The organism is Streptomyces sp. NPDC051051 (assembly GCF_040682975.1).
GTDB lineage: Bacteria > Actinomycetota > Actinomycetes > Streptomycetales > Streptomycetaceae > Streptomyces.
The window spans coordinates 193,733-213,573 of sequence record NZ_JBFBCB010000004.1; the positions used below are offsets into that span (position 1 = coordinate 193,733).

Below are 19,841 nucleotides of genomic sequence, written 5' to 3' on the forward strand. Positions count from 1 at the left end.
CGCGGCCCCGCGGGCAGGGGGTGTCGAGGGCTGGTCACGCTCCGCAGCAGCCGCCCGCGGGCGTCCCGCCGCCGGCCGCCGCGGTGACGGACAGGGCGGCGGGGGCGGTGAGTGGGACCGGTTGCGGTGCGGGGGTGCAGCAGCCGCCGCTCTCCTCGGTCCCGGGGGTGTCGAACAGTCCGGCGCCGCCGCAGACCCCGGTCTCGGGGAGGGTGAGTTCGACCTGGTCGGCGGCCTCCAGGTCGCCGGCGACGGCGGCGGCGACGGAGCGGACCTGCTCGTAGCCGGTCATGGCGAGGAAGGTGGGGGCGCGGCCGTAGGACTTCATGCCGACGAGGTAGATGTCCGGTTCGGGGTGGGCGAGTTCACGGTGGCCGTGGGGGTGGACGGTGCCGCAGGAGTGCTGGTTGGGGTCGATCAGCGGGGCGAGGGCGACCGGCGCCTGGAGGCGCTCGTCCAGGCCGAGGCGGATCTCGGACAGGAACGACAGGTCGGGGCGGAAGCCGGTCAGCACGATCACCTCGTCCACCGCGTCGAGTCGGCGGCCGTCCTCGGCGCGGAGAACCAGGCGGCCGTCGCCGTCCCGTTCGATCGCCTCGGTGCGGAAGCCGGTGACCGCGTCGGCGTGGCCCGCGTCGACCGCGGCCTTCGCCGCGAGGCCGAGGGCGCCGCGGGCGGGGAGCTGGTCGGCCTCGCCGCCGCCGAAGGTGGCGCCGGAGACGCCGCGGCGCAGGATCCACACCGCCTTCGTGCCGGCCCCGTCGTCGGCCTCGGCCAGATCGGCGAGGTGGGCGAGCGCGGTGAAGGCCGAGGCGCCGGTGCCGACGACCGCCGTGCGCCGGCCCGCGAACCGGGCCCGGACGGCCGGGTCCTCGAGGTCGGGCACGCGGTAGGTGACGCGATCGGCGGCGGCGCGTTCGCCGAGGGCGGCAAGGCCGCTGCCGCCGGCGGGGCCGGGGGTGGTCCAGGTTCCGGAGGCGTCGATGACCGCGCGGGCGGACAGACGCTCCTCACGGCCGTCGGCGTGCTCGACGTGGACGACGAACGGCTGCTCCTCGCGCTCCGCGTCCACGATCCGGTCGCGGCCCGCCCGGGATACCCCGGTGACCCGGGCGCCGGTGCGCACGCGGTCGCCGAGGGCGTCGGCGAGAGGCTGCAGGTAGAGCCGGGCCCAGTCCGCGCCGGACGGGTAGGCGGCGGGGTCGGGGCGCGTCCAGCCGGTGGGGGCCAGGAGCTTCTCGGCGGCCGGGTCGACGACCTCGCCCCAGGTCGAGAACAGCCGCACGTGCGACCACTCGCGCACGGCCGCCCCGGCGACCGGGCCCGCCTCCAGCACCAGCGGCTCGATGCCGCGTCCGACGAGGTGCGCGGCGGCGGCCAGGCCCGAGGGCCCGGCTCCGATCACGATGACGGGCAGGTCGGCGGTGGCGGGCGCGTTCACGATCGGCTCCTCTTGTCCCTCTTGTTTCGACATTCGTCGATGACTTGCGCCGCCAGCATGGCACCTGCATCGACGATCGTCAACATAGACACTCATCGAATTCATGGGGTCGACCAGGGGGCACGCCGCCGTCACCGGGGCCGGCCGGCGGGAGCCGGGGCCGGCCGGCGCCCTCGTCCGCGGACGACTCCCCCACCCTGGTTCGACGTATGTCAACATAGACGCATGTCGAATGCGAAGGTGCTGCCGCTGCTCGATCCCGCCGAAGCGGCCGGGGCCGCAAAGCCGTGCTGCCCGCCGCTGACGGAGCGCCCGTTCACCGCGGAGGAGGCCGAGAGGGCCGCGCGGATGTTCAAGGCACTGGGCGACCCGGTGCGGCTGCGCCTGTTCTCCGCCGTGGCCTCGCACGAGGGCGGCGAGGCGTGCGTGTGCGACATCTCCGACGTCGGCGTCTCCCAGCCGACCGTCTCCCACCATCTGAAGAAGCTCAAGGAGGCCGGGCTGCTCAGCTCCGAGCGGCGCGGCACCTGGGTGTACTACCGGGTGGAGCCCTCGGTGCTGGCCGCGATGGGCCGGCTGCTGACCATGGCGCCGGCCGCCGGCTGAGGCCCGGCGCCCGGTTTCAGCGCAGAAGTGCCGCGGTCTCCCTCGCGGCGTCCCGGGCCGGCCGGCCGACGCCGATGAGGGTGGCGGAGGCGGGGCCGGTCCAGTCGCCGCGGCCGGGCAGGTGCGGGGAGTCCCGGGCGTGCCGCCGGGCGCCGCCCGCGGTGGCCCGCGCGTCGAGGACGACGAAGCCGAGGCCCGGCCAGCGCAGGTGGTATCCGCCGGCGGCGAGCCCGGACCGGCCGCCGCCGATCGCCACCGCCTCGCACGTCCGCGTCACTCGGCGGCTTCCGGCCCGCGCGCGAAGACGAGCGCCACCAGCGCCAGGCCGGCCACGGCGCCGATCACCTGCATGCCGATGAAGCCCGCCAGGGACCCGGGGGCGATGCCCGCGAACGTGTCGCTGAAGGCGCGACCGACGGTCACCGCGGGGTTCGCGAAGGAGGTGGAGGAGGTGAACCAGTACGCGGCGCCGATGTACGAGGCGACCGCGACGGGCGCGAAGCGCAGCTGGTCGGTGCGGGCCAGACCGAAGACCAGCAGGATCAGCCCGGCCGTGGCGACGGCCTCGCCCAGCAGCAGGTGCCCGGCCGACCGGTCGCGGGTGGACCACTGCACCAGCGGCTTGCCGAACATCGCGTCCGCCAGGACCGCGCCCGTGATCGCACCCGCGATCTGCGCGGGGACGTAGACGGCCGCCTCTCGGATCGTGACGCCCGTGCCGCCACGCCTGCCCGTCCACCACTCGGCGAGCGTGACGACGGGGTTGAAGTGCGCGCCGGAGACCGGGCCGAGCAGGAGGATCAGGACGCCGAGGCCGAAGGCGGTGGCCAGGGAGTTGGCCAGCAGCCGCACGCCGACGTCCTGGGTCAGCTCGGTGGCCTGGATGCCGGAACCGACGACGACGGCGACGAGGGCCGCGGTGCCGACGAGTTCGGCGGCGGCCCGGGCGGCCAGCGGCCGACGGGGCGGGGTGGCGCCCGCAGCGGGCTGCACAACGGCGTCGGGTGTCGCCGGTCGCACGGCGGACTCGGGCGTGGCGGTCAACAAGAACTCCTCGGTGCGGTCGCCGGGGCGGCGGGGGATCAGGGGCAGGACCGCTTGTTCCCGGCGGCACCGCGGGCGGACTCGGCCAGGTCGGCGAACTGTCCGGCGAGCGACGCGATGACGTCCGCGCGCAGCTTGTAGTAGGTGAACCGGCCGCATGGCTCCGTCTCCACGACCCCGGCTTCGCGCAGCACCCTGAGGTGGTTGGAGAGGTTGGTCTGCTTGGCACCGGTCTCCTCCACGAGGTGAGTGGTGCACAGCGTCTCTTCGGCGAGCAGGGTGACGATCCGGAGCCTGAGCGGGTCGGCCAGCACCCGGATCAGATCAGTGTCGACTGACGTCAGCATGCACTGATACTCTCACATCAGTGGTGACTGACATCACCGGGTGATGATGTGTGTGCCCTTCCTCTGCCGCCGTGCAGGCGCGAGTCCAAGAGAGACCTCCGATGTCCGACAAGCCCTCCGTGCTCTTCGTCTGTGTCCACAACGCCGGCCGTTCCCAGATGGCCGCCGCATGGCTGGCCCACCTGGCCGGGGACCGCGTCGAGGTCCGCTCGGCCGGCTCCGCCCCCGGCGAGCGGGTCAACCCCGCCGCCGTCGAGGCCATGGCCGAGGTGGGCATCGACATCTGCGCCGAGACCCCGAAGATGCTCACCGTGGACGCGGTCCAGGAGTGCGACGTCTGCGTCACCATGGGCTGCGGCGACACCTGCCCCGTCTTCCCGGGCAAGCGGTACCTGGACTGGCAGCTCGACGACCCGGCCGGACAGGGCGTCGAGGCCGTGCGTCCGATCCGTGACGAGATCAAGGTGCTGGTCGAGGGCCTGATCGAGGAGATCGCGCCGGAGCCGGACCGCGAGTAGATCCGGCCCGGTGGGGGCCGAACGCCGTACGGTCGTCCTCGGCAGCCGATCGGCGAAGGCGACGGCGGTCGACGCGGCAAGGGCGCCCGGAGACGGCCGTCCTCCGGGGGCCGGGGTCGGCCGGCCGGCCGTGCGGAACGCGGTCGCCGAAAGCGCGCCGCCGAGCGCGTGGCCCGCCGCCGTCACCGCGCGGGGGTGAGGAGCCGTGCGCGCCGAGGGCGGGACGTGGTGCGCGCGGTGAACCGGGTGGGTGCGGGTGCCGTTGAGACGACGACAGGCAGGCCCGCGTGTCGCACGGCGACCGGCGGGCCGACGCCGCCGGACACCTGATGACGGCCTTCGAGGTGTACGGCCGGCTCGGCACGTGGTCACCGCTGTCCCGCTTCCGCCGGGCCGCACCGGTTACGGCGGAACGGGGCCGCCTGCCGCGCGGGGGAACCGGCGCTGCTCCACCGGCCGAAGAATCCGCGGCACCGGATGAACCCGCGCCGTGCCGACGCCGTTGTGGCAGGTGCCTGATCCTTTTTACTCCTTCCCACATGTGAGGCGGCTCCCATGCCCATCGACGACTACACCGGCGGCGCGGTACAGGGTTCGGATGTTCTGGTCGTGACGACCAACGACGTGCCGGGGCACGAAGTGAAGCAGGTGATCGGGGAGGTGTTCGGCCTCACGGTGCGTTCGCGCAATATCGGCTCCCAGCTGGGCGCCGGGCTGAAGTCGGTGATCGGCGGTGAGCTCAAGGGGCTGACCAAGACACTGGTGCAGACCCGGAACGAGGCGATGGAGCGTCTCGTCGAGGCGGCCGGTGTCCGCGGCGCGAACGCCGTGCTCGCCATGCGCTTCGACGTCACCACGGCCCAGGACGCCGGCACCGAGGTCTGCGCCTACGGAACGGCTGTGATCATCGCTCCCGTCTCCTAGCCTGCCTGCCGGCGCACGGCCGGCCCCGGCAGCCGGCCGTGCGCCGCATTCGGGCATCGGGTGCGGCGCGCCGTCGGTACAAGTGCGCGGCGCGCAAGGGTGGTTGCTCCCCTGCGGCGGCGCCCGTACGGGTTCCGCCTGCCCGCCGCCCCGTCATGAACGGGGCGGCGGGCAGGCGGGTTTCAGACGGCGTCGAGAGCTTCGTAGACGTGCCTGAGGTAGTCGTGCGTGCGCTGCGAGCCGAGAATCCCCTCGCCGAGGCGGTTCATCGTGTACGCGAACGTGATGCGCCGGTCGAGGTCCATCATGACGATCGAGCCGCCCCAGCCGACCCAGAAGCAGATCGTTCCGGTGGGCATGTGGGGCATCGTCCTGGGGTCGGCGAGCGCGTAGCCGATGCCCCAGCGCACCGGAACGCCCAGGAACAGGTCGACCCCGTCGGCCTGTACGTCGAAGATCTTGCCGACCGTGTCGGGGGACAGCAGCCGCACGCCGTTCGCCTCGCCGCGCCGGGAGATCACGGAGAGGGCGCGGGCCAGGCCCCGTGCGTTGCCGTGTCCGTTGACGGCCGCGAGTTCGGCGCGGCGCCATCGCGGGGTGTCGACGTGTTCGCCGCGGGCGGGACTTCCGAGCAGCGTTTTGGTGAAGACCGCCTCGGGATCGAGGCCGGCCGGCGGTGCGGGGGGCGGCGGCGACACCAGCGGGGCGATGCGCGGCCAGTCGGCCTCCCGCGCGCCGATCTGGACGTCGGCGTCCAGCGGGCCGGCGATCTCGGTGTCGACGAACTCGGTCAGGGTGCGGCCGCTGACCCGCCGGACGAGTTCGCCCACGAGCTGTCCCTGGGTCTGCATGTGGTAGCCCGAGGCGCTCCCCGGCTCCCACCAGGGCGCCTGGTCGGCCAGTCGGGCGCTCGCCGTCGGCCAGTCGTACAGGTCGTCCATGGTGAAGGGCTGCTGCCAGCCGGAGAGCCCCGAGGTGTGCGCCAGGACGTGCCGTACCTCGATGTCCTGCTTGCCCCGGGCGGCGAATTCGGGCCAGTAGTGGGCGACCGGGCGGTCGAGGTCCAGCGCTCCGCGCTCGACGAGGACGAGGGCCGCCAGGCTGCTGAGGGTCTTGGTGGTCGACCACAGGCCGACCACCGTGTCCCGCTGCCACGCGAGGGTGCGTGCCGCGTCGGCGTGCCCGCCCCACAGGTCGACCTCCAGGACGCCGTCGACGTCGACGGCGATCGACGCTCCCAGTTCGTCACCGGACGCGAGGCGCGCTGCCAGTGCCGCTCGGACCGGTTCGAACCGGTCCGTACTCGTTCCTTCGACGGTGACCATGACGTTCCCTACTGTGGACGGCGTTCGCTCGATCACTCAACGGGGTGAAGGGCGTCTTGGTTCATGCCGGTCCGCCGGGACTCAGGACGCCGGGTCCGAACGGACGCCGCGGCGCAGTGCGTGTGCGCACCAGCCGATGACCGCGGCGTTGACCAGTGCCGCGAGGACGACGACGGCGGTGACCATCACGATGCCCCCCGGCAGGACGAGCAGCACGAGGCTGGTCGGGGCGGTGGCGAGCAGCGGGAAGATGATCGCCATGGACTCCCCCGAGTCGTCTGTGACGCTCACCAGGATCGCCCACACGAACAGGGCGGCGCAGAGCGCGAGATAGGCCAGGGCGAAGGCGTTGCCGAAGGTGCGGCGCAGCCGGCGGGTCAGGGATCGGCGGGAATCGGTCACGGCGGGGAGGTCTCCTGGGTCGCGGTGGGCGCAGTGGTCGTGGTGGTCGTGGTGGGGAGGGTGGGTGGCGGGTGGTTCCGGGCGGCCGGGGCCCTCGGGTCGTCTGCGCGAGGACCGTTGCTGTTGTCCCCCTCACGCGGTGGCGTGCTTGGGCAGGTCAGCACAACGGGACCGGGACCGGCCGGCCGCCGGTTCGCCTCGCTGCCGGGACAAGGCTATGGCCGCAGGTGAGCGGCCCGGCTCCGGCTGGAGGCGGATTCCGTTCTCTTACCCGGGGTGCACAGGCGGCGGGGCCCGGCCGGTGGACGGCCGCAGGCGTTCTCCACCTCTGGTTAGACACGGCAATCATCCGGCCGTGCGAGGAACGCGCCGTGCACCGGCCGTAGTCTCGAACACATCGGGAAGCGGCCGGTCACCGGCTCCACCTGCGGTTGTGGCGCTCGGTGCCGTGCTTCGCCTCCCGCTCCGTCCGGCAGGCCGACCACGCCTGCTCCCACAGCGGTCCAGGGGGATCTGCCATGTCCAAGCGCGTCGTCGTCTCGTCGCTCATCGGTGTCGCCGTCCTCGGCGCGGTGGCCGCCGGTGGTCCCGCCATGGCCTCGACCGCCACGGAGCCGGCCCTGGAAGGCGGCTCGGCCCGCTACCTCGCGCCGTCCGGCAGCAGCGCCGGCTCGCTCACCTTCACCGCCGACGTGCGGGACGACTCGGGCGTGCGGGGCCTCGAGGTCCTGTCGTGGCCCGCGCGTTCGAAGCTCGACCCGACCGAGACGGAGCTGCGGCACGCGGACGACGCCACGTGCCGCGGCACTTCGGACGGCACCTCGCGCTGCACCTGCACGCTGAAGGTGACGCGGCAGGAGGCGGCCGAGCTGGACCGGGGCGCCTGGTACGTCTCGGCGCCGGCGGTGGCCGGGGACGGGGACACGGTGTTCCTCCCGCGCGCCGCCGCGTTCGACGTCGGGCGCTGACCCGGCGCCGACGTGCGGCGCGGCCGCCGGCTCGCCGGCGGGTGCTCGGCCGGGGCCGTGCCGCGGACGGGGGGGGTGGGCCGTGCGGTGCGGGTGGTAGGACAGTTGTGCGAGATGCGGGGAAAGCGGTGACGGTTGTGAGACATGAGTTCGACTTCGAGTTGTTGGGTCCGCTGGTGGTGCGGCGGGCGGGCGCGGTGCTGGATCCGGGGCGGCGCAGGCAGCGGCTGCTGGTGATCCGGCTGCTGCTCGCCGACGGTCGTACGGTCGCGCCCGAGACGCTGTGCGAGGAGCTGTGGCCGCAGCAGCCGGGACGGACACCGGGCGGGGCGACGGCCTCCCTGCACGCCCACGTCAGCAAGGTCCGCGCGGTGCTGGAGCCCCAGCACCTGCGCGGGCGGGGGACGTTCGAGGTGCTGGTCACCAGGCCCGGCGGCTACGCCCTGCGCGTCCCGTCCGAGTGCCGGGACACCGTGCGCTTCGAGCGGGCCGTGGCCCTGGCGCACCGGCTGCTGGACCAGGGGCGGCCCGCGGACGCGGTGCAGGAGGCCGAAGGGGCCCTGGAGATGTGGCGCGGTGCCGCGCTCGCCGACGCAGCGCACCACCTGTTCGCCGCTCCCGAAGCCGCACGCCTGGAGGAACTGCGGCAGACCACCCGGGAGATCCTCGCCACCGCCCTGCTCCTGAGCGGATGGATACCGCAAGCCCTGGCGGCGGCACAGGAACTGACGGCGCAGCACCCGCTGCGGGAGACCGGCTGGGCCCTGCTGCTGCGCGCCCTGTACCTGGCCGGCCGGCACCCCGAGGCGCTGCGGCGCTACGCGGATCTGCGCCGGCACCTCGCCGACGAACTCGGCCTCGATCCCAGCCCGCCACTGCGCGCCCTGCACGACGGCATCCTGCGCCACGACCTGCCGCCGCTGTCCCTGCCGGGCACGGCGGGGACAGCGGTCCCGACGGCCGGCACGGCAGACACGGCAGTCACGGCAGGCGCGACCGGCAGCCGTGATCCGAGCCGATCGGCAGGATGCGGGGCACGGGAAGGGCAGGACGCAACCGCAGCCCTCGGCGCGCGGCCCGGCGCCGCGGCCCACGGTGGCGTGTCGTGCGCGCCGGTCGCCGGTGCGACGCCGTCCGGTGCGAGCGCCGGGGCGTCCGCCGGTTCGGCGGACGTGTCCGGTGCGAGCGGTGACCCGGCCGGGGGCGACGGCGGAAGCGGGTCGCCGCGGGCGGCGCGCCCGATGCAACTGCCGGGTGACCTGCCGGTGTTCGTCGGGCGGACGACCGAGAGCGCGTGGCTGTCCGCCGTGAGCGGTGCGCCCGGGCGGCCGGGACCGGCCGGTGCTCCCGTCGTCGTCATCGGCGGCGCCCCCGGTGTCGGCAAGACCACCTTCGCCGTCCACCACGCCCACCGGATCGCGTCCTTCTTTCCCGACGGGCAGCTCTTCGTCAATCTGTGCGGGTTCCATCCGCACGCGCCCGCCGTGGAACCCGGCGACGCCCTGCACGGCTTCCTCACCGCTCTCGGCGTCCCCGCCCAGCGCATCCCCGAGGACACCGCCGACCGCGGCACCCTGTTCCGCAGCCTCCTGGCCGACCGACGCGTCCTGCTCGTCCTGGACAACGCCCGCGACGAGCAGCAGGTCCGCCCCCTGCTGCCCGCGGGAACCGGCTGCCTCACCCTGGTCACCAGCCGCAACCAGCTCGCCGGCCTGATCGCGACCGACGGGGCCAAGCCCCTCACCCTCCCCCTGCCCTCACCGGCCGAGGCCCACCGGACCCTCGAACGACGGCTGGGGGCGCAGCGTCTGGCCGCCGAACCCGCCGCCGCGGCGGACATCGTCCGCCTGTGCGGGCGGCTGCCCCTGGCGCTCGCCGTGGTCGCCGCCCGCGCCGAACTCGACCCCGCCTTCCCCCTGCACGCCATCGCCGACGACCTGCGCGATGCCCACGGCGGCCTGGACGCGTTCACCGGCTTCGACACCGCCACCGACGTGCGGGCGGTGTTCTCCTGGTCCTACCGGTCCCTGGAGGAGCCCGCCGCCCGCCTCTTCCGTCTCCTCGCCCTCCACCCCGGGCCCCACATCACCGCCCCGGCCGCCGCCGGCCTCGCCGGGCTCCCCCTGTCCCGGACACGCCGGCTGCTCGACCAGCTGACCCGTTCCTGCCTCGTCGAACAGCCCCGGCCCGGCCGGTTCACCCTCCACGACCTGCTGCGCGTCTACGCCGGCGAACTCACTCACACCCACGACGACGCCGGTGAGCGCCAGGCGGCCACCCTCCGGGTCCTGGACCAGTACCTGTTCACGGCCCACGGAGGCAACCTGCTGCTCAAGCAGGCCTCCTCGCCCGAACTCGACCTCGGCTCCCCCCGCGCGGGCGTCGTCCCGGAGACCTTCGCCGACGTGGAAGAGGCGAACCGGTGGTTCACCGCCGAACACCGGGTGCTGGCCGCCCTGCTGCACACCGCCGTCAGCCAGGAACTGGACGACCACGTCGCCGGACTGGCCTGGTCGCTGCAGGAATACCTGAACCGCCAGGAATACTGGCCGGAGGCCATCACCGCGCTGACCCCCGCCCTGGACGTGGCCCGGCGCCGGGGCGACCGCCTCGAGGAAGGCCGCTGCCTGCGCCACCTCGGTGGCATCCACGGCTACCTCGGCCACCAGGAACAGGCCCTGCGCCACCTGCGCCACGCCACCACGATCTTCGAAGAACTCGACGTGGTCACCGACCAGGCCCGCGCCCACTACGGCACGGCGTGCGCGCTGTACCTCTTCGGCCGGATCCCGGAGGCCGTGGAGTCCTCGGAGCGAGGGCTCGCGCTGTCCCGGGCGGCAGGGGACGAGCTGTGGACGGCCGAATGCCTCAACGAGCTCGCCTGGTTCCACTCCAACCTGGGGCATCTCGAGAAGAGCCTCGCGTACAGCGAGGAGGCCCTCGCCATGTTCGAGGGTCTGGACGCCTCGTGGCAGCGGGCCCAGAGCTGGGACTGCTTGGGCTACGCCCTCCGGCGGCTCGGCCGGTACGAGGAGTCGGTGGCCACCTACCGGCGGGCGATGGAGGCGTTCGGGGAACTGGGGGACCACCGCAACGCCGTCGGCGTGCTGATGCGCCTGGGCGACACCCTCCTGGCCATGGGCGACCGGGAGGCCGCCCGCGCGCACTGGCTCCGCGCGCTCGCCGACGCCGAACAGCGGGCGCTGTCCCCCAGCGCCCAGCAGGTCCGGGACCGGCTCGCCGCCCTGGACGCCGAAGCGGACCCCGCGCCCGTCGCGCCGGAGAGGGCCGTCGGCAACCATCGGGTCCCGGTTCCGACGAGTGGTGATCCTGCGCGCGAGCTCCGTCCCTCGGTGCGGGGTTAGGGCCTCTCGTCCGGATCGTGCCGGGCGGCGTCGGCGGCCCCGTTCGGCGGCCGGCCGCGCGCTCCCCGCACAGGCGCGGGCGACGGCCACCGCCGGGCCCGCCGCGGCCGTCACCGGCGGCAGGAAACCGGCCGGGGGCCGCTCACTTGGCCAGGAAGGCGAGCAGGGCGTCGGTGACCTCCTGGGCGTGGGTCCACAGCAGGCCGTGCGGGGCGCCCTCGACGACGACGTACTCGGCGTGCGGGAGTGCCCGGCGGAACGGCTCGGCGGTGGCCTCGATCGGCAGGATGCGGTCGGCGGTGCCGTGCAGGATCAGGGCGGGTACGTCGATCTTGGCGATGTCGGCGCGGAAGTCGGTGGTCCAGGTCGCCACGCAGGCCAGGGAGGCGTACCAGGAGGCGCCGGCGGCGACGTTCCAGCTGTGGCGGACGGCTTCCTCGCTGATCCGGGTGCCGAGGTTCTCGTCCAGGTTGTAGAAGTCCTGGTAGAACGCGGTGAAGTAGGCGTAGCGGTCGGCGGTGACGGCCTGCTCGATGCCGTCGAAGACGGTGCCGTCGACGCCCTCGGGGTTGTCGTCGGTCTTCAGCAGGAACGGTTCCAGGGAGGCCAGGAAGGCGGCCTTGGCGATGCGGGCGGAGCCGTGGGTGCCCAGGTAGCGGCCGACTTCGCCGGTGCCCATGGAGAATCCGACCAGGACCGCGTCGTTGAGGTCGAGGGTCTCCAGGAGGGTGTGCAGGTCGGCGGCGAAGGTGTCGTAGTCGTAGCCGGTGGTGGGCTGGCTGGAGCGGCCGAAACCGCGCCGGTCGTAGGTGATGACGCGGTAGCCGGCCCGCAGCAGGGCGGCGGCCTGCTTCTCCCAGGAGTGACCGTCCAGCGGGTAGCCGTGGATGAGCACGACCGGCTGCCCGCTGCCGTGGTCCTCGTAGTACAGCTCGATCGGGGTGGAGTTCTCCTGGCCGACGGTGACGAACGCCATGGTGGTTGCTGCCTTTCTGACGGGAGGTGATGCGGGAGGTGTGTGCGGATCGGGCGTGGTGCCGGTCAGCGGACCGTGCGGGCCGCCTGCTCGACGATGCGGGTGACGGCCTCGGGGCGGGAGACGGACACCGCGTGGGAGGCGTCGATCTCGGTCGTGTGCGCGTGCGCCCGGGCCGACATGAAGCGCTGGGCGGCCACGGGGATGTTGAGGTCCTCGGTGGTGACCAGCGACCAGGAGGGGATGGTCTTCCAGGCGGCCTGGGTGGAGGGCTCCTCCAGCGCGGCGGCGGCGACCGGACGCTGCCCGGCGGCCATGAGCCGCGCCTTGTCCGCGGAGACGTCCGCGGCGAACTGCTGGTGGAACTTGTCCGGCTTGATGTAGACGTCGGCGCCCTGACTGCCGTCCGGCAGCGTGTAGTTCACCGGTTCGACCACCTGGCCGAGGGTGCTGCCGGGGAACTTGTTCGTCAGCCCCAGCGAACTCTCCCCCGCGTCGGGCAGGAACGCCGCGATGTAGACGAGCGCCTTGACCTTGTCCTCCAGGCCGGCGGCGGCCTGGCTGATGACGGTGCCGCCGTAGGAGTGGCCCACCAGGACCACCGGCCCGTCGATGTGCTCCACGACGCTGCGCAGGTAGGCGGCATCGGTGGCCGGGCCGCGCAGCGGGTTGGCGGCGGCCACCACCGGATAGCCGGCGCGCTGCAGCCGCTTGACGACGCCGTCCCAGCTCGCGGCGTCGGCGAACGCCCCGTGCTCCAGCACGATCGTCGGCCGCTCCTGGTGGCGGGGCGCGGCACCGGCCGTGCCGGGAAGGGTGACGGCCGCGACGGACAGGCCCGCGGCCGCGGTGACACCGAGCAGGGCGAGCCGGCGGCTCGGGCGGGGCAGGCGGGTGAAGTGCATGGTGAACGTCCTTTGGATGGTGGTGCTGTCGGGGTGGGGCCGGTGAAACCCGCTCGGCGAGGTCCGCCGCCCCGTCGAAGGCGCGGGGAGGGCCGGCCCCGCACCGGGGCTGCGCGGCGCCGGTGCAAGGCCGGCGCCGCGGACGCGGCGGTCAGCGGATGTGCAGGATGTACAGCGTCGCGTTGAGTCCCTCGACGTCGACGATGCTCGACCACTTGGACATGGCCCTCGTCTGGTCGCCCAGTATGAGCTCGATGTTGTTGTTGCCCGAGGTGATCCTCGAGACGTTGGGGAGCTGGGGGGCGATGACACCCGCGTTGGCGTAGCACGCGGTCTGGCCGCCGTTGTACCAGACCTTGACGAAGTCGGTCCGGTCGCCGCAGCCGGTCTGATTGATGGCGGCGGCCGGGAGGGCGGGCAGCAGAGCCGTCATGGCTCCCGCCGCCACGACGAGCGCGATACGCGAGATGGAGCGCTTCATGGGTGGAGCTTTCCTTCCGTGGTGGTGCGGTGCTGCGGAGCAGCCCCGTCGACGGGCGGGCGACCCGGTCCGTGGCCGACCGCCGCGCGCCGGGGCGCGGCGGCGGAGCAAGGGGTGTCGTCCGGCCCGCTCAGCGGGCGCGATGGTCTCCGAGGGGAAAACCCGTGCCGCCGTCCGCAGGGGGCGGCGGCACGGGTTTCGCGTCCGGTCGTCAGGGGGTTCGGACCGGCCGCGTCGATGTGCCCCGTGTACGAAGCGGAGCACTCACCGCAAGGAACGGCGCCGGACGGCGGTCGGTTCACCGCTCGCGGAAGTTTTCCGGGGTGATCCGCGGTGAACCGTGCGGGCCCTCAAGGCGTTTGCAGCCCGTGCCCGGCTTTTGGGGCGGCCGGGAGGGCGCCCCGGTCGCCTCGCGGGCTGGCGCCGCCGGATGCCCCGGCTCCCTCCCTCTCCGGTCGGCGGACGTCTCCGTCCGGCGGCGGGGTGCCGGCCGCGACGCCGGTGTGACGGGTCCGGGGGCGCGACAAGAAGACGACAAGGTTTGGCCAAGGCGATCCGGAGAGTGTTGGCCCGCTGTCCCGCCCGTGCGGGAGAGCGCGACACAGAACACCTGAACAGGATTGAGCGCCACCCATGAACGGGACCTTGGTGGCGGGGGTCGCCACCCTCGCTCCAGCCGGGGCACACGCCCGGCACGTCGCGTCGGACGCCGACTGCGACGCCTTCCTCCGAGACATCTACGAGCGGTACGGGCCCTTGCTCGTCCGGTACGCCGCGCGGCTGCTGGACGGTGACTGGCACAAGGCGGAGGACATCTTCCAGGAGACGGCGGCCCGCGCCTGGAAGCACGCCGGGTTCCTGGGCACCCGCGGCGAACACCTGCGGCCGTGGTTGTTCACCGTGGCCAGGAACCTGGTCGTCGACCACCACCGGGCCCGGCAGATCCGGCCGTTGGAGCTGATGCCGGTGGAGGACCTGGACGCCTCCTGCGACGGCACCGACTCCGCCCTGACCTCCCATGTGGTGCGGGAAGCACTGCGGGAGCTGAACGAGCAGCAGCGGACCGTCATCCGCCTCATGTACTTCCTGGAGTGCAGCGTGGCCCAGGCGGCCGGGCACCTCGGCATCCCGCCCGGCACCGTCAAGAGCCGCGCCTTCTACGCCGTGCGGGCCCTGCGCAAGGCGCTGGAGCAGCGGGGCGTGGTCGGCGGGTAGCCGGGGTGCGGCCGCAGCGCGGTGGGCGGGGGGCCGGGCCGGACCCGGCCGCCCCGCCCGCGTCGGGGGCGCAGAAGACGCTGCGGGGCTCGGTGCGGCAGGGCGGGTTCGGCTCGGGTCCGGTGGATGAAGTCGGTTCGGGTCGGCGGTCGCCGGGCCGGTCGCCGCGAGGTCGTCGACGGGATCGCGTGGCGGTTGCGCACCGGGCCGCCGTGGCGGGATGTCCGTGTGTGCCGCAGGCGGTGGAGGGTGTGCGCCGGGCGGCACGGGCCGCGGTCGGCGGACGGCCTGCGGGACGCGGTCCTCGCGGCCGCCGGGGCCTGCGCGAGGCGTCTGGGGGGCACCGGTGTCCCGCCCGACAAAAACCGACATAACACGCTCGTACAAAGTTCCGGAGAGTGCTCTGTTCGTGGCGGAATCCCAATGGTACTGTCCCCGCATATGCGCTTCGGTTCGGGGGGAGAAGCAGCGTGATGATCGGCATGCCGGGGGAGACCAACCCCGGAGGCGGACTTCCTCAAGATCAGATATGTCGGCCGGTCAGACCGGATCACTCGGCTGAACTCTCCGATTCCATCACCCGGATTCCGATCGACATGCTCCGCGACGCCGATTCCCCCCGTCTGGCCGGAATCGACCAGGACCACGTGCGCGCTCTGGCCGCGTGTCCCGACAGGCTCCCGCCGATCGTCGTGCACCGCTCGACCATGAAGGTCGTCGACGGGATGCACCGGCTGCACGCGGCCCGTCTGAACGGTCGGGAAACCGTCGAGGCCCGCTATTTCGAGGGGTCGGAACGGGAAGCCTTCCTGCTGGCCGTCGAGTTGAACATGAAGCACGGTCTGGCGCTGACCCTCTCCGACCGCAAGAAGTCGGCGATGAAGATCCTGGAGAGTTTCCCCGAGTGGTCGGACCGGGCGGTCGCCGTGAAGACCGGCCTTTCCGGAAAGACCGTCGGGGCGTTACGCCGCAAATACGCGGGGCAGATCGCGCAGGCTCCGCTCAGAGTCGGGCGCGACGGCCGGGTCCGGCCGCTCAATTCCCACAAGGGCCGCCAGAAGGCCACCGGCATCGTCCCCGAGGAGCCGGACGCCGTCCCGCGGGTGAGCGCCGAACCGGCCGGTGTGTCCGCGCCGGCGGCCCGGGACGCACAGGAACGATCAGGCAGGGACGACGGCCCGCCGCCGGGCGCGGGCGCCGAGGCGGGCATCCGTGCGGCGCAGGCCGGCCTCTACCCGATGGGCTCGTTCGTCGACCCCGTCGTCCAGCTGGAGGCGCTGAAACGGGACCCCGCCCTGAAGTACAGCAACGACGGCCGGGAGATGATCCGCTGGCTCGAAGCCCGCGTCATCCGCAGGACCGATCCCGTCCTGGTGCTGCAGGCGCCCGCTCATCAGGCGCGGAAGATCGCCGCGCTGGCACGCGCGTGCGCGGCGCAGTGGAACCGCATCGCGATGCGCATGGAGTTGGTCTGCGACGAGTGCCCGCAGACCTTCAACTGAGGAAATTCCGCAGTCGATCCGCGTGTCCCGGCCCTTGCGGGGCGTCCCCCGGCGGGACGTGCGGCGTCATGGCCTCGTCGTGACGCCGCCGGCGGCATCCCCCGCGCAAGAGGTGCGCTCCGGGGAGATCTGCAGATGCCGCCGACGACACCGCCCGCGCCGGCCGCTCAGCTCGCGTAGCGGCCGAAGGTGGAGGAGGGCTGGTGCCCCGCGATCACGTCCAGCCGGGGATCGACGGTGAGGATCGCCTGGTGGAGCCGCTGTAACTGGGGCGAGGGTTCCACTCCCAGATCCTCGATCAGGCGGGTTCTCAGGCGCTGGTAGACGCCCAGCGCCGATGCCTGCCGGCCCGAGCGGTACAGCGCCACCATGGCCTGGGAGTGCAGGCCCTCGTGCCGGGGGTGGCGCGCGATCAGATCGGTCAGCTCGGCGATGAACTCGCAGTGCCGGCCGAGCCGCAGCTCGGCGTCGATCCGCCGTTCCACGGTGACCAGGCGGCTCTCCTCCAGGCGGGTCGCCTCGATCTCGAGCACGGAGCCGATCCGTACGTCGACCAGGGCGGAGCCGTCCCACAGGTCGAGCGCCCGCCGGAAGAGGGTGGCCGCCATCAGGTCGTCGCCGCTGTCGAACGCGCGCTGTCCCGCGGCCACCAGGCGCTCGTACTCGTGGACGTCCACCTGCTCGGGCGGGATCTGGAGGAGGTATCCGCCGTACCGGGTGACCAGGACGTCCTTGGCGGTGCCCGGGGCGTCCGGGCCCATGGCCGCGCCGAGGCGCCGCCGCAGCTGGAGGATGTACGTCTGCAGCGTCGTCAGGGCGCTCGCGGGCAGGTCGACTCCCCAGATCTCCTCCATGAGTGTCGAGATCGGAACGACCCGCCCGGGATAGAGGGCCAAAAGCGCCAGTATCTGCCGGGGCTTACTTGCGGTTGGTACGACATTCACACCGTTGACATCGGCACCAAGCGGGCCGAGGACCTTTACCCTCACAGATTCCTCCTAGAATCCGGCGGCTTCGCGCTTGCGAGCCGTCACCGAATCTGATCTGCAGCGCATGTCGCATTGGCAGACTCCGCAGCCTCTCTGTGCTCACCGAGCCGTCGAGTACGTTAACCGCTGGTGTGACCCGGATCCGCGGATACTCCACCGCTTTTCAGTTGTCCCTCTGATGGTGCTTTCGCCGTTGTCCACCGATAACTCATGGACCAGCGGGATTGTGTCGACTCATTGCCGGGTGCGGCAAGTGCTTCCCTGGGGCCGTGTCCGGGGAGGTCAAGGGCTGTTCAAGCGGAGGAATTACCTCCGCCGGCCCTCCCGACGGGGGTCTCCCATCCCGCGCGCAGCTGTAATAAGGTCACCCTGATTGCCGTCCGGCCGGTGTGCCGGACCGGCGTCCGGCATGGCGTCGTGCCCGGCGCATTCCCGTTCGGAAACTTCCGGCGCCATGACCGGTGAACAGGTGGGGGCGGCCCGGGCCACGCGAATGCGGCCCCCTTCCGGCGTGTTCCGTCGGGTTTTGCGGATGACCGGTGTCGGCGGCTTCACCCGCCGGCCGGCACTCCCCGCTCTTCCCCGCCGTGCGGGCCGCGCCGGCCGGGGCGGGGAGGGCGTCGGCCGGGGGCCGGTGCCTGTGCCTGGGCAGGGCCCGGTGCGGCTCACGGCCGGCTGCCGGGCCGGTGCCGCCTGTGCCGTACCGCCGCGGGGCCGTGAGGGCATGGGGGCGTGGGACGCGCCGGGGCCGCCCTCGCGCCCGGCGACGGGCCGTCGCTGCCGCCGCGTGCGCCGCTGCCGTCACGGCCGCCGTGCACGCGGCGGTGCCCGCCACCGCGTGGGTTCGGCGGTGGCGGGCGCTGCTGCGTGGGCGGGCGGGTCCGCCCGGCGGTCACTGGGGAGGGTTGCCGTGTTTGCGCAGCGGCAGGCCGACCTGCTTGGTGCGCAGCATCCTCAGGGAGGAGACGAGGACCCGCCGGGTGTCGACGGGGTCGATCACGTCGTCCACCAGGCCGCGTTCGGCCGCGTGGTAGGGGTGCATCAGCTGGGCCCGGTACTCCTTGACCAGGCGCGCCCGTTCGGCCTCGGGGTCCGCCGCCCGGGCGATGGCGCGGCGGAAGATGACGTTCGCGGCGCCCTCGGCGCCCATCACGGCGATCTCGTTGGTGGGCCAGGCGAAGGTGAGGTCGGCGCCGATGGACTGGCTGTCCATGACGATGTAGGCGCCGCCGTAGGCCTTTCTGAGGACCAGTGAGATCCGGGGCACGGTGGCGTTGCAGTAGGCGTACAGGAGTTTCGCGCCGTGGCGGATGACGCCGCCGTGCTCCTGGTCGGTGCCGGGCAGGAAGCCCGGCACGTCCAGCAGGGTGACGATCGGGATGTTGAACGCGTCGCACATCTGCACGAAGCGGGCGGCCTTCTCGCTGGCCCGGATGTCCAGCACCCCGGCCAGTGTCTGCGGCTGGTTGGCCACGATGCCCACGACCGAGCCGTCGAGGCGGGCGAGGGCGCAGACCACGTTGGGTGCCCACTGCTCGTGGACCTCGACGTACTCCCCGTCGTCGACGATCTCCTCGATGACCCGGCGGACGTCGTAGGGGCGGTTGCCGTCCACGGGCACCAGGTCCAGCAGTGCCTCGCAGGGCCGGTCGGGCGGGTCCTGGGTGCTCACCACCGGCGGGTTCTCCCGGTTGTTCTGGGGCAGCATCCACAGCAGGTAGCGGACGTCGGCGAGGCAGCTCTCCTCGTCCTCGTGGACGAAGTGCGCCACGCCGCTGGTGCGGGCGTGCACGTCCGCACCGCCGAGCCCGTCGTGGGTGATCTCCTCCCCCGTCACGGCCTTGACCACGTCGGGGCCGGTGATGAACATCTGCGACACGTCGCGGACCATGAACACGAAGTCGGTCAGCGCCGGGCTGTAGGCGGCGCCGCCCGCGCACGGGCCGAGCATGACGGAGATCTGCGGGATGACGCCGGACGCGCGGGTGTTGCGCTGGAAGATGCCGCCGTAGCCGGCCAGTGCCGAGACGCCTTCCTGGATGCGCGCGCCCGCGCCGTCGTTGAGGGAGACCAGCGGGGCGCCGGCGGCGATCGCCTTGTCCATCACCTTGTGGATCTTGGCGGCGTGCGCCTCCCCCAGCGCCCCGCCGAAGATGCGGAAGTCGTGGGCGTAGACGAAGACCGTGCGCCCCTCCACCGTTCCCCAGCCGGTGATCACCCCGTCGGTGTAGGGCCTGCGGTCCTCCAGCCCGAAGCCGGTCGCCCGGTGCGTGCGCAGCTGCTCCATCTCGCAGAAGGAGCCCTCGTCCAGCAGCAGGGCGATGCGTTCGCGTGCCGTCAGCTTCCCCTTGGCGTGCTGGGCCCGGGTCGCCGCGGTTCCCGGTCCGTGCACGGCGCGTCGGCGCACGGCGCGCAGCCCGGCCGCCCGCCCCCGGGAGTCGTCCCCCTCGGCGTGTGGGCGAAAGACGTCGTCGATGAGGGTCACGTTGCGTCCCTTCCTGCCGCCGGCCGGCCGCTACTGCCAGCTGTGCGGCGGCTGATAGGCCGCGAGTCGGTCCCACCGGTGCCACTGCGCGGCGGCCGGCCGCGGCGCGGTGTCCTGGTGGTGCCGGCCGGCGTGCGCCCGCCGGCCGGCCAGTGCGGCCATCAGCACCACCGTGACGGCGGCCAGTTCCGCCTCGTCGGCCGATCCGCGCTCCACGCGCACCGCGTGGGCGGTCCGTTCTTCCACGGGGCACCTCCTGGGGGTTTCCCCCCACGGTGGGGCCCGCCCCTGCAGAACAGCTGGTGTCCTGCTCGACATCCGCCGGTGCCGGGCGGCGGGGACGGCGGC

The 19,841-nt window shown here is 73.2% G+C and carries 19 protein-coding genes; 7 read left to right on the forward strand and 12 right to left on the reverse strand.

The window, feature by feature from the left end:
* Window positions 1-34: 34 nt before the first annotated feature.
* Complete coding sequence (locus AB0N31_RS05110) at window positions 35-1,441, reverse strand: NAD(P)-binding domain-containing protein (protein ID WP_366056964.1); 1,407 nt, start codon at window positions 1,439-1,441, stop codon at window positions 35-37.
* Between the two features lie 225 nt (window positions 1,442-1,666).
* Here AB0N31_RS05110 and AB0N31_RS05115 point away from each other — a divergent pair, with 225 nt between their 5' ends.
* Window positions 1,667-2,047, forward strand: a complete 381-nt coding sequence (locus tag AB0N31_RS05115) for a metalloregulator ArsR/SmtB family transcription factor (protein WP_366056965.1) — start codon at window positions 1,667-1,669, stop codon at window positions 2,045-2,047.
* A gap of 16 nt (window positions 2,048-2,063) precedes the next feature.
* Here AB0N31_RS05115 and AB0N31_RS05120 read toward each other — a convergent pair whose 3' ends face one another.
* The 3 genes from AB0N31_RS05120 to AB0N31_RS05130 are packed head-to-tail and all read right to left on the reverse strand — an operon-like array spanning window position 2,064 to window position 3,438.
* Window positions 2,064-2,324 carry a hypothetical protein gene (locus AB0N31_RS05120; RefSeq protein ID WP_366056966.1) on the reverse strand — a complete coding sequence of 87 codons (261 nt, stop codon included), beginning with the start codon at window positions 2,322-2,324 and terminating at the stop codon, window positions 2,064-2,066.
* Complete coding sequence (locus tag AB0N31_RS05125; protein ID WP_366056967.1) at window positions 2,321-3,091, reverse strand: aquaporin; 771 nt, start codon at window positions 3,089-3,091, stop codon at window positions 2,321-2,323. The genes AB0N31_RS05120 and AB0N31_RS05125 overlap by 4 nt, the downstream gene beginning before the upstream one ends.
* 38 nt (window positions 3,092-3,129) lie before the next feature.
* Window positions 3,130-3,438 carry a metalloregulator ArsR/SmtB family transcription factor gene (locus tag AB0N31_RS05130; RefSeq protein WP_366056968.1) on the reverse strand — a complete coding sequence of 103 codons (309 nt, stop codon included), beginning with the start codon at window positions 3,436-3,438 and terminating at the stop codon, window positions 3,130-3,132.
* Window positions 3,439-3,539: 101 nt separating this feature from the next.
* Here AB0N31_RS05130 and AB0N31_RS05135 point away from each other — a divergent pair, with 101 nt between their 5' ends.
* Both AB0N31_RS05135 and AB0N31_RS05140 read left to right on the forward strand, forming a co-directional pair.
* Complete coding sequence (locus AB0N31_RS05135) at window positions 3,540-3,956, forward strand: arsenate reductase ArsC (RefSeq protein WP_366056969.1); 417 nt, start codon at window positions 3,540-3,542, stop codon at window positions 3,954-3,956.
* Window positions 3,957-4,511: 555 nt separating this feature from the next.
* Complete coding sequence (locus AB0N31_RS05140) at window positions 4,512-4,880, forward strand: YbjQ family protein (protein WP_366056970.1); 369 nt, start codon at window positions 4,512-4,514, stop codon at window positions 4,878-4,880.
* Window positions 4,881-5,062: 182 nt separating this feature from the next.
* Here the strand turns inward: AB0N31_RS05140 and AB0N31_RS05145 are convergent, their stop codons facing one another.
* Window positions 5,063-6,205, reverse strand: a complete 1,143-nt coding sequence (locus AB0N31_RS05145; RefSeq protein ID WP_366056971.1) for a serine hydrolase domain-containing protein — start codon at window positions 6,203-6,205, stop codon at window positions 5,063-5,065.
* 81 nt (window positions 6,206-6,286) lie between these two features.
* The gene (locus AB0N31_RS05150; protein ID WP_366056972.1) at window positions 6,287-6,607 is read right to left on the reverse strand and encodes a hypothetical protein; all 321 of its coding nucleotides are present in this window, start codon (window positions 6,605-6,607) and stop codon (window positions 6,287-6,289) included.
* A 518-nt stretch (window positions 6,608-7,125) separates the two neighbouring features.
* Between AB0N31_RS05150 and AB0N31_RS05155 the strand changes: the two genes are divergently transcribed.
* Window positions 7,126-7,575 carry a DUF5707 domain-containing protein gene (locus AB0N31_RS05155; RefSeq protein ID WP_366056973.1) on the forward strand — a complete coding sequence of 150 codons (450 nt, stop codon included), beginning with the start codon at window positions 7,126-7,128 and terminating at the stop codon, window positions 7,573-7,575.
* Between the two features lie 128 nt (window positions 7,576-7,703).
* Window positions 7,704-10,940, forward strand: coding sequence for a BTAD domain-containing putative transcriptional regulator (locus tag AB0N31_RS05160; RefSeq protein ID WP_366056974.1), 3,237 nt, complete (start codon window positions 7,704-7,706; stop codon window positions 10,938-10,940).
* A gap of 142 nt (window positions 10,941-11,082) precedes the next feature.
* Here the strand turns inward: AB0N31_RS05160 and AB0N31_RS05165 are convergent, their stop codons facing one another.
* The 3 genes from AB0N31_RS05165 to AB0N31_RS05175 all read right to left on the reverse strand — a co-directional run bounded on the left by AB0N31_RS05165 (window position 11,083) and on the right by AB0N31_RS05175 (window position 13,302).
* A complete protein-coding gene (locus AB0N31_RS05165; RefSeq protein WP_366056975.1) occupies window positions 11,083-11,916 on the reverse strand; it encodes an alpha/beta hydrolase in 834 nt (277 codons plus the stop codon).
* A 65-nt stretch (window positions 11,917-11,981) separates the two neighbouring features.
* On the reverse strand, window positions 11,982-12,821 hold the full coding sequence (locus AB0N31_RS05170; protein ID WP_366056976.1) for an alpha/beta hydrolase: 840 nt from the start codon (window positions 12,819-12,821) through the stop codon (window positions 11,982-11,984).
* A gap of 151 nt (window positions 12,822-12,972) precedes the next feature.
* Window positions 12,973-13,302 carry a beta/gamma crystallin domain-containing protein gene (locus AB0N31_RS05175; protein WP_366056977.1) on the reverse strand — a complete coding sequence of 110 codons (330 nt, stop codon included), beginning with the start codon at window positions 13,300-13,302 and terminating at the stop codon, window positions 12,973-12,975.
* A 633-nt stretch (window positions 13,303-13,935) separates the two neighbouring features.
* On the opposite strand from AB0N31_RS05175, the gene AB0N31_RS05180 reads away from it, so the two are divergent.
* Complete coding sequence (locus AB0N31_RS05180; protein ID WP_366056978.1) at window positions 13,936-14,517, forward strand: sigma-70 family RNA polymerase sigma factor; 582 nt, start codon at window positions 13,936-13,938, stop codon at window positions 14,515-14,517.
* A 398-nt stretch (window positions 14,518-14,915) separates the two neighbouring features.
* Window positions 14,916-16,019 (forward strand): ParB/RepB/Spo0J family partition protein, encoded by a 1,104-nt coding sequence (locus AB0N31_RS05185; RefSeq protein ID WP_366056979.1) that lies wholly within the window; start codon window positions 14,916-14,918, stop codon window positions 16,017-16,019.
* Between the two features lie 167 nt (window positions 16,020-16,186).
* Here AB0N31_RS05185 and AB0N31_RS05190 read toward each other — a convergent pair whose 3' ends face one another.
* The 3 genes from AB0N31_RS05190 to AB0N31_RS05200 form a co-directional block, all read right to left on the reverse strand.
* Window positions 16,187-17,008, reverse strand: a complete 822-nt coding sequence (locus AB0N31_RS05190; RefSeq protein WP_366056980.1) for an AfsR/SARP family transcriptional regulator — start codon at window positions 17,006-17,008, stop codon at window positions 16,187-16,189.
* Window positions 17,009-17,900: 892 nt separating this feature from the next.
* Complete coding sequence (locus tag AB0N31_RS05195; RefSeq protein WP_366056981.1) at window positions 17,901-19,493, reverse strand: acyl-CoA carboxylase subunit beta; 1,593 nt, start codon at window positions 19,491-19,493, stop codon at window positions 17,901-17,903.
* 30 nt (window positions 19,494-19,523) lie between these two features.
* On the reverse strand, window positions 19,524-19,739 hold the full coding sequence (locus tag AB0N31_RS05200) for an acyl-CoA carboxylase epsilon subunit (protein ID WP_366056982.1): 216 nt from the start codon (window positions 19,737-19,739) through the stop codon (window positions 19,524-19,526).
* Window positions 19,740-19,841 lie beyond the last annotated feature (102 nt).

What these genes read in the sequence shown, in the direction of transcription:
- AB0N31_RS05115 (WP_366056965.1), top strand. Translation starts at nt 1,667, where the DNA reads ATGTCGAATGCGAAGGTGCTGCCGCTGCTCGATCCCGCCGAAGCGGCC.
- AB0N31_RS05130 (WP_366056968.1), bottom strand. Translation starts at nt 3,438, where the DNA reads ATGCTGACGTCAGTCGACACTGATCTGATCCGGGTGCTGGCCGACCCG.
- AB0N31_RS05135 (WP_366056969.1), top strand. Translation starts at nt 3,540, where the DNA reads ATGTCCGACAAGCCCTCCGTGCTCTTCGTCTGTGTCCACAACGCCGGC.
- AB0N31_RS05140 (WP_366056970.1), top strand. Translation starts at nt 4,512, where the DNA reads ATGCCCATCGACGACTACACCGGCGGCGCGGTACAGGGTTCGGATGTT.
- AB0N31_RS05145 (WP_366056971.1), bottom strand. Translation starts at nt 6,205, where the DNA reads ATGGTCACCGTCGAAGGAACGAGTACGGACCGGTTCGAACCGGTCCGA.
- AB0N31_RS05155 (WP_366056973.1), top strand. Translation starts at nt 7,126, where the DNA reads ATGTCCAAGCGCGTCGTCGTCTCGTCGCTCATCGGTGTCGCCGTCCTC.
- AB0N31_RS05165 (WP_366056975.1), bottom strand. Translation starts at nt 11,916, where the DNA reads ATGGCGTTCGTCACCGTCGGCCAGGAGAACTCCACCCCGATCGAGCTG.
- AB0N31_RS05170 (WP_366056976.1), bottom strand. Translation starts at nt 12,821, where the DNA reads ATGCACTTCACCCGCCTGCCCCGCCCGAGCCGCCGGCTCGCCCTGCTC.
- AB0N31_RS05175 (WP_366056977.1), bottom strand. Translation starts at nt 13,302, where the DNA reads ATGAAGCGCTCCATCTCGCGTATCGCGCTCGTCGTGGCGGCGGGAGCC.
- AB0N31_RS05180 (WP_366056978.1), top strand. Translation starts at nt 13,936, where the DNA reads ATGAACGGGACCTTGGTGGCGGGGGTCGCCACCCTCGCTCCAGCCGGG.